The 12,385-nt window shown below is 44.7% G+C and carries 20 protein-coding genes and 3 pseudogenes; 11 read left to right on the forward strand and 12 right to left on the reverse strand.

Translation table 11 applies throughout. The features are described from left to right. Positions 1-18: 18 nt before the first annotated feature. On the reverse strand, positions 19-300 hold the full coding sequence (locus BDE27_RS02985; RefSeq protein WP_099132552.1) for a HigA family addiction module antitoxin: 282 nt from the start codon (positions 298-300) through the stop codon (positions 19-21). Between the two features lie 11 nt (positions 301-311). Further along, positions 312-593 carry a type II toxin-antitoxin system RelE/ParE family toxin gene (locus BDE27_RS02990; RefSeq protein WP_099132568.1) on the reverse strand — a complete coding sequence of 94 codons (282 nt, stop codon included), beginning with the start codon at positions 591-593 and terminating at the stop codon, positions 312-314. A 138-nt stretch (positions 594-731) separates the two neighbouring features. Here BDE27_RS02990 and BDE27_RS19315 point away from each other — a divergent pair, with 138 nt between their 5' ends. Both BDE27_RS19315 and BDE27_RS02995 read left to right on the forward strand, forming a co-directional pair. Beyond that, the gene (locus BDE27_RS19315) at positions 732-875 is read left to right on the forward strand and encodes a hypothetical protein (RefSeq protein WP_167450527.1); all 144 of its coding nucleotides are present in this window, start codon (positions 732-734) and stop codon (positions 873-875) included. Positions 876-928: 53 nt separating this feature from the next. Continuing rightward, positions 929-1,225 (forward strand): hypothetical protein, encoded by a 297-nt coding sequence (locus tag BDE27_RS02995; protein ID WP_099132553.1) that lies wholly within the window; start codon positions 929-931, stop codon positions 1,223-1,225. A gap of 29 nt (positions 1,226-1,254) precedes the next feature. Here BDE27_RS02995 and BDE27_RS03000 read toward each other — a convergent pair whose 3' ends face one another. Continuing rightward, complete coding sequence (locus tag BDE27_RS03000; protein ID WP_143707525.1) at positions 1,255-1,515, reverse strand: hypothetical protein; 261 nt, start codon at positions 1,513-1,515, stop codon at positions 1,255-1,257. Positions 1,516-1,638: 123 nt separating this feature from the next. On the opposite strand from BDE27_RS03000, the gene BDE27_RS03005 reads away from it, so the two are divergent. Genes BDE27_RS03005 through BDE27_RS03020 form a run of 4 tightly spaced genes read left to right on the forward strand, consistent with a single transcriptional unit; the run spans position 1,639 to position 3,028 of the window. Then, positions 1,639-1,815 carry a phage holin family protein gene (locus BDE27_RS03005; protein ID WP_099132555.1) on the forward strand — a complete coding sequence of 59 codons (177 nt, stop codon included), beginning with the start codon at positions 1,639-1,641 and terminating at the stop codon, positions 1,813-1,815. Further along, positions 1,799-2,335: a lysozyme gene (locus BDE27_RS03010; RefSeq protein ID WP_099132556.1), complete on the forward strand. Its 537-nt coding sequence runs from the start codon at positions 1,799-1,801 to the stop codon at positions 2,333-2,335. The genes BDE27_RS03005 and BDE27_RS03010 overlap by 17 nt, the downstream gene beginning before the upstream one ends. Next, positions 2,332-2,805, forward strand: coding sequence for a lysis protein (locus BDE27_RS03015; protein WP_099132557.1), 474 nt, complete (start codon positions 2,332-2,334; stop codon positions 2,803-2,805). Before BDE27_RS03010 ends, BDE27_RS03015 begins: the two co-directional genes overlap by 4 nt. After that, on the forward strand, positions 2,783-3,028 hold the full coding sequence (locus BDE27_RS03020; protein ID WP_244208666.1) for an Acb2/Tad1 domain-containing protein: 246 nt from the start codon (positions 2,783-2,785) through the stop codon (positions 3,026-3,028). Before BDE27_RS03015 ends, BDE27_RS03020 begins: the two co-directional genes overlap by 23 nt. A 92-nt stretch (positions 3,029-3,120) precedes the next feature. Here BDE27_RS03020 and BDE27_RS03025 read toward each other — a convergent pair whose 3' ends face one another. After that, complete coding sequence (locus BDE27_RS03025; protein ID WP_099134131.1) at positions 3,121-3,537, reverse strand: type II toxin-antitoxin system HicB family antitoxin; 417 nt, start codon at positions 3,535-3,537, stop codon at positions 3,121-3,123. Between the two features lie 58 nt (positions 3,538-3,595). After that, on the reverse strand, positions 3,596-3,772 hold the full coding sequence (locus tag BDE27_RS03030; protein ID WP_099108575.1) for a type II toxin-antitoxin system HicA family toxin: 177 nt from the start codon (positions 3,770-3,772) through the stop codon (positions 3,596-3,598). A gap of 220 nt (positions 3,773-3,992) precedes the next feature. Here BDE27_RS03030 and BDE27_RS03035 point away from each other — a divergent pair, with 220 nt between their 5' ends. The 4 genes and pseudogenes from BDE27_RS03035 to BDE27_RS03045 all read left to right on the forward strand — a co-directional run. Further along, positions 3,993-4,538, forward strand: coding sequence for a KilA-N domain-containing protein (locus BDE27_RS03035; RefSeq protein ID WP_099134132.1), 546 nt, complete (start codon positions 3,993-3,995; stop codon positions 4,536-4,538). Positions 4,539-4,592: 54 nt separating this feature from the next. Further along, a pseudogene (locus BDE27_RS20255) lies at positions 4,593-4,664 on the forward strand (hypothetical protein); the annotation flags it as partial. Positions 4,665-4,681: 17 nt separating this feature from the next. Beyond that, positions 4,682-4,909 (forward strand): annotated as a pseudogene (locus BDE27_RS19760) (DUF6246 family protein); the annotation flags it as partial. Between the two features lie 141 nt (positions 4,910-5,050). Then, a pseudogene (locus tag BDE27_RS03045) lies at positions 5,051-5,800 on the forward strand (primase-helicase zinc-binding domain-containing protein); the annotation flags it as partial. Positions 5,801-6,247: 447 nt separating this feature from the next. Here BDE27_RS03045 and BDE27_RS03055 read toward each other — a convergent pair. From BDE27_RS03055 to BDE27_RS03075, 7 genes are all read right to left on the reverse strand, one after another. Beyond that, positions 6,248-7,014, reverse strand: a protein-coding gene (locus BDE27_RS03055) for an IS5 family transposase (protein WP_099134150.1) whose coding sequence is annotated in 2 segments (ribosomal slippage) — positions 6,248-6,639 and positions 6,639-7,014 — 768 coding nt in all. Because the reading frame shifts where the segments join, the coding sequence is not laid out codon by codon here. 37 nt (positions 7,015-7,051) lie between these two features. Further along, the gene (locus BDE27_RS03060) at positions 7,052-7,390 is read right to left on the reverse strand and encodes a DUF2931 family protein (protein WP_244208667.1); all 339 of its coding nucleotides are present in this window, start codon (positions 7,388-7,390) and stop codon (positions 7,052-7,054) included. Between the two features lie 99 nt (positions 7,391-7,489). Further along, on the reverse strand, positions 7,490-7,660 hold the full coding sequence (locus BDE27_RS19320) for a hypothetical protein (RefSeq protein ID WP_167450528.1): 171 nt from the start codon (positions 7,658-7,660) through the stop codon (positions 7,490-7,492). Positions 7,661-7,718: 58 nt separating this feature from the next. Beyond that, the gene (locus BDE27_RS03065) at positions 7,719-8,426 is read right to left on the reverse strand and encodes a DUF2931 family protein (RefSeq protein WP_244208668.1); all 708 of its coding nucleotides are present in this window, start codon (positions 8,424-8,426) and stop codon (positions 7,719-7,721) included. Continuing rightward, entirely contained in the window at positions 8,423-9,103 is a 681-nt protein-coding gene (locus tag BDE27_RS19325) for a hypothetical protein (RefSeq protein ID WP_167450529.1), read from the reverse strand. The genes BDE27_RS03065 and BDE27_RS19325 overlap by 4 nt, the downstream gene beginning before the upstream one ends. A gap of 11 nt (positions 9,104-9,114) precedes the next feature. Further along, the gene (locus BDE27_RS19330; RefSeq protein ID WP_167450530.1) at positions 9,115-10,266 is read right to left on the reverse strand and encodes a type VI secretion system baseplate subunit TssF; all 1,152 of its coding nucleotides are present in this window, start codon (positions 10,264-10,266) and stop codon (positions 9,115-9,117) included. Positions 10,267-10,366: 100 nt separating this feature from the next. Beyond that, entirely contained in the window at positions 10,367-10,654 is a 288-nt protein-coding gene (locus tag BDE27_RS03075) for a hypothetical protein (RefSeq protein WP_099134071.1), read from the reverse strand. 673 nt (positions 10,655-11,327) lie between these two features. Between BDE27_RS03075 and BDE27_RS03080 the strand changes: the two genes are divergently transcribed. After that, on the forward strand, positions 11,328-12,197 hold the full coding sequence (locus tag BDE27_RS03080; RefSeq protein WP_099134070.1) for an integrase domain-containing protein: 870 nt from the start codon (positions 11,328-11,330) through the stop codon (positions 12,195-12,197). Positions 12,198-12,385: the final 188 nt, after the last annotated feature.

Raw genomic sequence — 12,385 nt, forward strand, 5'->3', positions numbered from 1 at the left:
ATACCGAACCATTTAACCTTACGAGTGAGCGAATATCGGCCTGATTTCAGGACGCTGTTGTTGGGAAGCCTGCCACAACTCATATTGGGATTGCATATTCGTCCACATTTCGGCACTGGTTCCCAATGCGGCTTCTAAACGGAGTGCCATATCTGCTGATATGCCTGTGTTGCCATTTAAAATACGGGATAACGCTACACGGGTTACGCCCAGTGCTTTTGCTGCTTCTGTAACAGAAATGTCGCCTAAATATTCGCGCAAAACAAGGCCGGGATGGGCGGGGTTATGCATTCTGTTCATGGTGTTATTCCTCAGTGATAATCTTGATAATTAACCAAAATGGCATCTTCGCCTTCAAAGCGAAATGTCATCCGCCAGTTTCCGTTGACAGAAATGGCCCAGTGGCCTTTTAAATCAGCGCCTTTTAATGGATGTAATTTCCAGCCGGGCGCGTTCATGTCATCGGGTTTTTTGGCGGCATTTAACGCGGTCAATTGAATATTCAGTTTTACAGCGTGATTTGTTTGAATACCCGCTGTAGAGCCTGTTTTAAATAATTTTTCTAACCCTTTATGTTTAAAACTTTTGATCATTGTGTACCGACGTATATTGTATAGATACAGTATATATTTGATGTATGCAATGTCAATCGAATTTGCCACCGCAATCACTCACAGAACCTCAGTATCTCCTATTGCGGCTGGCATCTTATTAACTCACTAGCGAGGTGAATGGTGGAAAAGCGTATTGAAGAACTGGAAAGAAAGGTTGTTGAGTTGGAAAAACAGCTCGCTGACGCTCAAATGACAATGAGCTATGAATTACAAGATTTAAAATCTCAAGTGGCCATGATTCAATTTATGATTAACCGTTAGTCGATTGAGCAATTAGCAAAACTGTTTTTTGCGTACATATAGAGAGGTGAATAATGAAGATTGAAGTGGCTTTTCCTAAGATGAATTCGAGGACGAAATTTAAGAAGAATGAAGGCATAACACAGCAAAGTATATTGTCTTTTTCGTCTGAGCGAGTCGCAGTGCTAGAAGCTGATGTGTATGTTTATCCGCAAGAAAACGATGAAATGCCTTCTAATAAAATCCCGCACGTAAAACTCTTTTATGTTGAGCAATACAATGAAAAATCGACATTTTCAGAGTTTGAGCTTAGAGCAACGGAGTGGGCTAAGAGTAAGTTATTAGAATTTGCGGGTTGCCTTAATTCTTAATAAGGTGCAATTACTTGCACCTTGTCTTTCTATTTCAGAAGATTAATTAAATCTTTGTCGGCATGTTCTCTTACATGACTTGAGACGTGTTTTAATACCATCTTTTCTAATTTTTTCTTTGTCTCTTCTGGATTGGCGGATTCAGAGATAAGAAACTCAATTATTGCAACAGTTAATTCATAGTTTAATTGGGATTTGCCATAAAGGAAGTTTTGTTCTGGTGACATTTCATTCCCGCCGAAGCTCATTGTATTTTTTCCTTGTTCAGAGGTAATCAGCCATCCCTCCATTGGTTAGTTAGTCTTTGGCTGATCTAGTAGCATACCTTAATTATTAACTTATTACATTTATCATAGGGGCGAACCTATTTCACCCCACGGACCCCCATTGTGCTAATGGGATGGAATAGGCGTATGGACAAATACACCAGCCCCTCTGCCTACGGATGGGGCGCATTTACTGCCATGCTTGGTGCGTTATCTCTGAACGACTGGGCGATCATCATCGGCATCATCTGCACAGTAGGTACTTTTGCTGTGAACTGGTACTACAAGCATCGGGAATTCAGCAAACATGAAAAAGACGAGTAAGCTCACGGCTGCGGTCATGGGTCTGATTATTTCCGGTGCAGGTGCGACAGCCATTCTGTCTCAGTTTTTGGACGAGAAAGAAGGTAACCGGTTATCAGCGTACCGGGATGCGGGCGGAATCTGGACAATCTGCCGGGGAGTTACCCGAATTGAGGGTATTCCAGTTCGGCAAGGCATGAAACTGACAGAGAGTCAATGTAATGACCTCAACGCTAAAGAAGCAGAGCAGGCCATTGCATGGGTAAGAAGCAATATCAAAGTGCCATTAACCGAACCGCAAATCGCGGGAATTGCCAGTTTCTGCCCGTACAACATTGGCCCCGGTAAATGCTTTTCTTCCACGTTCTACCGGAAGTTAAGCACCGGAGACAAGAAAGGGGCTTGTCAGGAGATTAAGCGCTGGATATTTGATGGCGGCAAAGATTGCAGGCAGACCAAAGGCCAAGCTAATGGCTGTTACGGTCAGGTAGAGCGACGTGCTCAGGAATCAGAACTAACGTGTTGGGGGATGGATGAATGAAGTTCAATCTCACCTATGGCGTTGCCATTGCTTTGATTGTTACTTCCGGGGCTGCTTACCTCTATCGTTCTGGGTATAAGAAACAGCTCAGCATCAACAGTGACCAAGCAACCGAAATCCGGCAACTGACCGACACCATCAACTACCAAAACACCCACATTGACATGCTGCATGAGATAGACACCAAACACACTCAGGAACTCGCCAATGCCAAGACTGAAATTGACACTCTTCGGGCTGATGTTGCCGCTGGTCGTCGCAAGCTGCGTATCAAGGCCACCTGTCCTGTGTCTGAAACCTCTCCCTCCGGCAGCGTGGTCGATGCAGGAGCCCCACAACTTACAGAGCAAGCTAAACAAGATTATTACGATCTCCTCAGAATGATGGCGGAAAACAGGCAGCAGACTGAGTATTTACAAGACTATATCAACACTGAATGCAGAGGAAATGATGGAAAATCAACACCGTAAAATCACTGGTTACCGTGAATTATCCCAAGATGAAATTGATTGCATGAACAAGATTAAGGCGCAGAGTGAGGAATTAGGTCAGCTCTATGATCATCTCGTAGTAACACATACACAAACCGGAAGCCACCAAATTGATATTCGTTGGTTGAACGAAGGTCGCACTGACTTGCAAAAAGGGATTATGTGCTGGGTTCGCGCGGTGGCTCAACCAACTACATTCTGAATAGCCACCTCAGAATAAATGATTCTGGGATTGCAGGAGTATGTTAGGACACAGAGTGTGAGATGAAAGCCCCTACAATGAGGGGCTAACTATTAGATAACTGAAAGTGATAGCTTTTTACCTACAGCGGCAAGTGCCCGGCTAATAGTATCAATTTTAGTTGTGTGGCGTGGTGCGAGTATTCGTTGGATTTCAGGAGGACGAATACCGGTTAAGCGCGATAATTCAGCTTTACTGACTTTAGCCGTTAGAAGCTCATTATTGAGTAAAATTTTGGCATACACGCTATCAGGTAAGTATACCCAATGTTCATCTTCTTGAAGCTCAGATGCGGGTGAAGGAAATGCCTTATCCATATCGAAGTAAATTTCAACACTGGAAAGTAAAACATCTTCGGCCATTTCCATTGCTTCAGGGATATCTGCACCACAAGTGATAGCTTCGGGGATACCTCTAAATGTTACTGTATATCCATTATCTTCTTTCGCAAATTTTGCAGGATAGTACATGTTGACCTCTTTAATAATCTATCGGTGCAGTGATAGCCCTCGCATTGAGGGCTAGAGTTTATTTTAAATCTAATTGTTTCTTGACTCCTTCGACCAACCCCTTTGTCAGTTCCTGACTTGGGTGTCTGGGGAGGTGGCTTATTTTACCTTTGTAGTAGAGTTTCAGATGCTTTTTGCCATTTTCTGCCTCGACTCCTTGAGCTTTTAGCCACTTTAAAAATTCACTTTGTTTCACTGCACCTCCGTTTCGTTAACTTGAAATCATTGTATGCAAAAATGCTAATAATAGCAAGTTAAAATTAGCATTTTTGCATATAAATGTTATCGCGCATTAGCACGCGCTTATCTAATCCAAGAGCCTACAGAAAGTGAACCTGAGAAAACCGTTAATTATGTGGCGTTCTTGGGGCGGCTTTTCTGTGCTAACAGGTTCACTTTCTATAGGAAACCACATAATGAAATACCCAACAGTCACTATTAATGGCATCTCTGTTCGTGTCGATAACGAAGGACGTTATAACCTAAATGACTTACATGCTGCTGCTGTTGCTAACGGAGAAGCAACCGAATCTCAAAAGCCGAGCAAATTTATTCGCAGTGCTCAGGTCAAGAGGTTTATAGAGGCACTGACCAAAGGACAAAAAAGTCCTCTGGAACAAAATCAACCACTTATAATCAATAATGGCGGTGATAATCCAGGAGTATGGGGTGTTGAGTTATTAGTAATCAGATATGCGGCTTGGCTTAAACCTGAATTTGAAATTCGGGTTTATAACACCTTTCGTGATGCTGTCCGGAACGAGTTTGATGTAATGACCCGTCTGAATCGCTTAGATCTGACCATTGAAGCAGAGGCAAGGGATATCAGTGCTTGTGCTCGCAAAATGAGTAATTGGGGTGTGGGAGGGAGAAAGCAGTTATTGCTTGCTGCCCGTGAACGAATGATTGAGCAGGTTCAACCATTCTTACCGGGGGTGCAGTCGATGCCTCCTCAAAATTGAGTTTACTGATTTTATTAGTAAAAGTGACGATGGTTAGCAAAGTAAGGAACAAAAATGGCTAAACCAGATTGGGAGGCCATCGAATCGGCTTACCGGGCTGGTTTGCTGTCTCTTCGGGAGATTGGAGGCCGGGGCGAAGAGGGATGGTATATCGTCTGGGTCGCGTGCCAATTTATGACATCATTGTGATTGCCAGAGAACTGATAACACACGGTGTTATTGGTCGGGTCAAAATCAGAAAACTCCAGCGCCATGAAGGAACAGATACCTATTCCGACCAATTTAACGCGATTGAATACATTAATGCGGCGCGGACGCATTTTGGTATGTCGCGTGAGGAAGCGGAACGGTTAACTATGACCGAGTTCCAGATGATGTTGAAAGCGAAGTTCCCGGATGAAAAAGGTTTTACCCGTGAAGAATACGATGCGGTGATTGAGGCCGATGATAAGAGAAATAATAATCAGAAAAGCCGCCCGTTAGATATTATCCGAACAGTGAAAAAATCAGCCATCAACCACTGGCAAAGCCTGTTACCTGCTTGTGGCGTTGATGTTCCCGCAAAGGGTAAGCACGGTGCTTGTCCGATATGTGGTGGCACTGATCGTTTCCACTTTATCGACGATAACCATCATGGCGACTGGCATTGTCGCCAGTGTGATGAGCCGAATCACGGTGATGGGTTGGATTTGGTGGCAAGAACCAAAGGGATCACCGTCTTTGCAGCGGCTAAGCTGGTGGCGGATGTGCTGGCAATGCCTTTGCCGGAACCCAAGATCGCCAAAGAACAATCTAGAGCAGCAAAACCTATTGCTGAACGCATCATGGCACTGGTTGCCACCGCTGTTAAGGGCGAATCTCAATATCTGCTGAAAAAGGGGCTGCAATGCCCCAATCAGCGGTTATTAAAAGATGGTTCGTTGCTGCTGGTGACTCAAACGCTGGACGGCACAATCACGGGCGCACAAACCATCAAGCCGAACGGTGAAAAACGCCTTGTTGCAGGTACGCAGAAGAAAGGCAGTTTTATCCCCATATCCAAAATTACCGGAACGCCGGACATTTTCATTATCACCGAAGGTTACGCCACCGCTTTAACGGTCAGGCAGTTACATAAAGGCGTTGTGCTGGCGGCGATTGATGAAAGTAATTTACTCACGGTTGCCGAACAGGTCAGAACCCAGTGGCCAGATGCGAAAATTATTCTTGCTGCTGATAACGATTGGCACGAACCGGAAGAGCGGGACAAAAATGGTAGGTTAACGGTAAAAAGCAATTCCGATCCGTTGTATCGCTTTTGCGGTTAGGGGGTATCTCTGGCAGGCAAATAAAAGCCGGATGAGTCTGGGATAATAAATTTAGTGCATAATTTTTTTATTATGGTATGACTGAAATTAAAATTAAGTAATTGTCTGATTTTGCTTAAGAATAGAGATTCATCACAAATTTAAAGGAGGATCTTTTCCATGCTGGAATGGGTAAGCATTGTTGTTATATCCTGCTTAATTGATGCTAAATCGGAAATCTTGACACAAGTCAATCAATTATTAATTTGATATTGAGTGCTACGGAGAATTGAGGAATGACACATAAGAAATATAATCCCACTTGGGATGGCTATATGGGGGATGTTTTAAGGGGGAATGTGGGAATTAATCAGCTAAAGCCTCAACATGAATTTTTTGATGCTATTGGTCTAGATGCTGTCGTCATGAGATTTTCAGCCAAAGGACAAGGCAACGGATTTGCACTGCGGCAAGAAAAGACGCGCTATTTTTTGCATAGCGAGTGGCTATACCACGCCAGCGCTTAAGATGAAGGAAAGCATTTTCAACCAAATGGCGAAGCCGATAGAGTTCACGATCATATTCTCTGGCGACCTTCCGATTTTTCCGGCTAGGGATCTGGACTTGCATGCCCTGTTGTTTCGCTTTTTCTACTATTGCATTGCTATCATAGCCCCTGTCCGCCAATAGATGCTCTGCATCGAGTCCTTTAATTAAGGCCTCAGCTTGTGAACAATCTGCTGGGGTACCGCTTGTAATAACAATTCTGACCGGCATACCATGCGCATCCACGGCCAAATGTATCTTGGTATTGAGCCCCCTTTTGTGAGCCCCATCTCCTGATTACCCCCTTTAGCGCCTGTCGCATCAGGATGAACCTTAATATGGCTGGCATCAATCATTAACCACTCGAAATCGGGGTCATTAACCAATTGTTCGAGCAGTTTTTCCCATATCCCTTTATCTCTCCAGCGACAAAAACGGCGGTGGGTATTTTTCCAGTCACCATAATCAGTATGTAGGTCTCGCCAAGGCGCACCCGTCCGTAAAATCCAAAACACCCCATTGATAAAACGCCGATTATCTTCAGCTACACGCCCCCAAGCGCCTTGACGTCCTGGCAAATGAGGTTCAAGTAGGCTCCAGACGCGATCTGAAATATCGTGGCGGCGGTGTGCAGGTGTACTCATGGTTAATCAACTCTTATGATGGAATGATGGGGCATTATTATTGCACGAAATTTCTCATGACGACACCATCTAGCCCCCCTCCTAATTTTTTACTCCATGAATTCACACTTCTAAAATCTGAATTTGCTCCATCAGGCATAAATTTTTGCACAATATAATTATCTTCATCCAAAAATTGAACAAAACTAATACTGGCGGGGAAATATTTTGGAGTAATAAATTGGAATCTCCATTTTTCATAAGGCAATGGCTCACTGTGGCGTACAATAGGCTTGTAATTTACTATCCGTTTGCCGGATAGATAAGACTGGCAGGCCGTTAATCCCACTATCACACTTAGACCCAATAACAGGACAAATAGTTTTTTGTTTCTCAATTTGAAATTTCCTTACCAGTAATATCAAAAATGGTTCGGTGCCATTATTCACAAGGGTGGTTCACAAAACTGACTAACTCTACCTTCCTTATGTTTTATTTATCCATCAATATGCTCGTTAAGGGCAACTTTTTGATTCTCAGTCAGAAAATACTCAAGGGTTAACTTGTCCAGTTTACCGTTTTCGTCTCTCGCCTGTTTCAACCATGCGACAAGTCTGTGCTGAAATTGTCCTTCCGGCTGATTATCAATATTGGCTCCTATCAACATCAGAAATCATAAATAAATTAATTGGCTTCTGATATTGGGATGACTTCAAGGTAATTGTTTACCACTCCCCGTAGGGGTATTTCTTCCCTTTGATAAAGTTCTTGATATATTCGGGATAATCATCTCCATAACCACTGGAATGCTTTGTTTTTCCCTGACAAATCGTCATATTTTCGCCGAAAACTGACTCACCGGTGGCAATTAATATATTGTCACCGTTATTTTTATCATAACCCCGTAGCCAAGCCCGGGCAGTTCCACCGGGAGCTAGCCCAGCAATTATTCTATTCCGATAAAATATATGCCCCTGAACTGCCCGAGAATTATAAGGCTCACGCATTAGTTGCCAGACTTCGGGGGTAAATTTAAAGGTTGTCTGATAAGATTTTTTATCAATCACTGAATCCCAACAGACGGTCAATGAACGTGGTAGTGCTTCCCCATAATTTCTGATCCCACTACTTGTTGTGCCTAATTTTTTATTCCAACTCACTAAGCTACGGAAATTTTGATTAGCACCATCCGGCATAAATTTTTGCACAATATAATTATCTTCATCCTGAAACTGAGCAAAGCTAATGCTAATGGGAAAATATTCAGGTGTATAAAACTCAAACCACCATTTCTCATAAGGCAACGGTTCGCTGTGGCGCACAATAGGCTTATAAGTAACCATCCGTTTTCCCAATGGATAAGACTGGCAGGCAGTTAATCCCACCATCACACCTAGCCCCAATAACAGGACAAATAGTTTTTTGTTTCTCATTTTGAAATTTCCTTACCAGTAATATCAAAAATGGCTCGGTGCCATTGTTCACAAGGGCGGTTCACAAAACTGACTAACTCTACCGCATTCACACCACCTTGAATCTGTTCATCTCTTATTACCACACTATTCCAGTGTGATGAGCAATGGACGTATTTAGTCTGGATCAAGGCTAACTCTTCTGCGTTAAAAGGAATTAATGACTGGCCTTGTCGAACAGCACGCCCTTGATTGATTGCTTTTTCTGCCAATGCAGTAAGCTCTGAGGGTAGTTTATAATCGTCATCTTTATCGCTGGGTTTACTAAAAATCACACCAGACTCTTGTGCGGCATCCTGCATGACCAGCATGACTACTTTAGACCAATCATTGGTGATTTCCCGATACAACACTGTCGCCGATGCTACTTGTTTTTGAAAACGTTCCAGCTCGTTACGCGGATAAAACTGGTTATTTTGCCACGTTTCTACTTTCACCTCGTTGTTGTGCAATAACGGGGCAATAGCCGGATAATCGGTCACCACCGGAATAATATTCTGCACATCAAGATGGGACGGTGCACTTTCCGGCGTTACGGTAATTACGCCTTGTTCCAGCCTCAGTGCCTGCTCATGGTAGCCGATGAAATGGCACGAGACGGCAATAGCCGGTAAGTCGTTGGCGGGTTTGCCGGTCAAATCAAAAAAGTTCAGCCGGTGCTGAGTTCTGCCGAGAAAATCGTACTCAGCCTGAAGCTGGTAGTAAAACGTGTCGGGTGGGGCATCCTCATCCAGAAAATGCCCGGCGGGGGTAAACTGTTCAATCGGCAGCCAGTGGTAAGGTGTACCCGTTGCTCATCGTCATCGGGCTGTTGCACCACCTGAATCTCCCGCAATCGGAATAACTGCACCGACTCCCCCAATAGCAGGGAATAACGGTGATTGTCGGCTTCCAGCGCAATGGGGGGACTGGTTTGATTTTCCAGATGAATGGCGGGCACACAGCCCAGCAAAAACGCTTCATCGACATTATCCAGCGGCAATTCGCCCTCGAAACGAAAAATCAGCTCAAACGTGCCGTCCGCATTCAGGGGCACTGTGGTGCAACTTTTGCTGATATCCAGTGTGACAAAGTTATACAGTGGGGGCAGCGCATAATATTCCACCAAAGGTTGCAGGCCGGAATACGTATTTTTGGGCACAGGCAGCACCGGACTATCAAGCAGATCATGCCAGCCATAAGGAAAACCGCGCAGCTTTCGCTGCTTGCCCTGCGTGTTCAGGCTGACCTCACAAATATGTTGATCCAGCCACAGGCTGAGCTGGGCGGCGCGCTCCGTATCGGTGCCAAGGAAAAAAGATAAAGCTCCGCTTTGCCAGAAAGAAGACGCCGAACCGGTTTGGCATAGTGTCAGGATGATTTCACTGTGAGTACCCGTTTTCCTGACTGCGCGCTCCTGGACAATTAACGGTTCAATATGTAAAGGACGGCAGGTTTTAAAGTTGATCAATTGCCCGTTAAGGCTGGCAGACACCGATGTACTGATCGGGATCTCGGCAGTGCCCTGATGTTCATCATCCGTGGGCGTAAATTGTACTATCGTCGTCGGTGGAATAGGAGACAGGGCTAACGGCCAGATACGGGAGAGAATGCCGTGAACAATTTCGGGAAAATTATCTTCCAGCTTGTCCCGCAGATTGGCAATCAAAAACGCAAAGGCTTCGAAAACACGGGCAATATCAGGGTCATGAGAGGAAACCAGAAATTCAGCCAGATGCGGCGACTCTTTCGCGATGTGCTCAGCCAGCTCTCTCAGGTAAGCGCGCTCTTTTAGATAAAGCGATTCTTTGTTGTTTTTCATTGAATTTAACTTGTGTTTTATCAATTAGGCTTCAGTATCATGCTGAATCTCAGCGAGATAAAATGCATAGCTGAACAGAAAAGCACATTTATTCTACACATTAATCAATCAAATTAATTAACGAATTAAATCCAGTTTTTGGCTGGTGTTGGCAGAATATAGGGGGATCATCGGAATATGCACGGTAATTCAGGCAAAAATCAGGCTGGCAGGAATCCTTAACGATTTGACTCTCGCCTGTCTGACCGTTAATATCTTTCTCTACAAAAATGATCCCTCGCCTGTCAGGATCGCCTTCGGGTGGCGAATGAAAACTCTCGTAGCCTGCAAGGGAGAGCAAGCATTGCGGTACATCTGCCCACCTTTGGAAGCAGATATTGTCAGACATAAACCCCTTGTCTGGTAATGAAGGTTTCTTAAACTAAAAATACGCCCAAAAGGTGTTGTTATCTTGTCGCCGAAGGGTGTTGAACGTGGGTTCATACACTGACTTTTCAAATCAACATAAATCCTGTTTATCTTCAATGAACAACAGGATGGCTTTTACGCATCCGTTCATACTTTTATCTATCCCTGTCTGAATTATTCAACAGACAATTTTTCTACCGCTAAACCATTAACGCATGACTACCATTTGACATTGAATCTGGCGGCGTTTTGCTGTACCCGTTGGTATTTCAACGCTTGCATAGCCTTTGCTGATTGTTCGAAAACTCAAGGCGTCACTTTTTGCGGGTTACCGCTGAAAGTGACGCCGCAGCCAAAGCACACCACAACCCTGACAGGCTCACGCCTGCTTCACCACTCAGTGAATCTGACACTGCATTTTTAGATTGAAAAAGGAGAACTTGACGATATCGAGGCTGGCATTTTGCCGGTGGGGATGACCTGCACGCGCAGGCGGCAGTACCGCGTACTCAACCGATACCCCGCAATACCTCAACCTGCGTTCACTCTGGCGCACAGATATCGATCAAGGGCAAAGCAGGTTTTTCTGTTTTGCCAGAATGGTCGCGCGCCAGAGATTGCATGTTGTCAGGTATAGATCACGGGAGAAGCTGATGAGTCGATTGATTAAGGAATTAAAATTTTTTGCCCGGCAAGGCGGCGGCAGCCATAAAACTTGTCATGATCGCATTCGGATCGCCGGACGTTTGGGCGCGTTGTTGTTAAGTCTAAATATTCAGGTTAAAAGCCTTAATAATTTGAAAGCCAAGCATGTGGAACAGTATGTTGATGCCCGTTTGTCTCAGGGGATTGCCAAACGAACAGTGCAAAATGAAATGGCTGCGCTGCGTAATATCTTTCGCATGGCAGGCCGAGAAAAACTGGAAACCTCGCCGCGTTTAAGCAATCAGGCATTGGGATTAAGTGGAACCAGCCGCGCCGGAACAAAACAAGCGATACCTGATGCCACGTTTCAGGTTGTTTATCAGAAAGCACTAGAACGTGATGCTGGATTTGCCGTCACACTGAAACTCGCCCGATTGCTGGGATTACGTTCTCAGGAAGCTGTGCAATGTAGTGCTTCATTGAAAAGCTGGCGTAAACAGTTAGAGCAATCAGAACCGAAACTGCATGTTGTCTTCGGTACAAAAGGCGGCCGACCAAGACAAACCCGCGTATTGGATGTTGCAGCAGTAAAAGAAGCTATCGGGCAAGCCATTGTTGTTGCAGAACAACGTGGTGGCAGGTTGATTGATAAACCCGACCTCAAACAGGCCATGAACTACTGGCGGACACATACCACAAGGATTGGTTTAATCGGTTGCCATTCTCCCCACAGTTTGCGCTATGCGTGGGCGCAGGAGGCGCTTAATTTTTACCAACAAAATGGTTTTAGTCGTCAGGAAGCACGGGCACTGGTTTCAATGGATTTAGGGCACGGTGATGGTCGCGGGCGTTACGTTGAGCGGGTTTATAGCCGTTAAACTTAGCCGTTTAGTTATTGTATCAGGTAAAACAATTAGTTAAAGTATTCCCGCCATTAGCAAAATCTAGTGGTGAGGTTTCGCAGCCTCGAAATATGGTGTCCCACTGGTAGGATGTTTCTACCAGTGCGTCTGCTATCACCCTTTCAATGGTGATTCAGGCGGGGGAGGCTTCGGCCTCGCCGGTT

Origin of the sequence: Xenorhabdus ehlersii, from assembly GCF_003610465.1 — a bacterium.
In the GTDB taxonomy this organism is placed as follows: Bacteria; Pseudomonadota; Gammaproteobacteria; order Enterobacterales; family Enterobacteriaceae; genus Xenorhabdus; species Xenorhabdus ehlersii.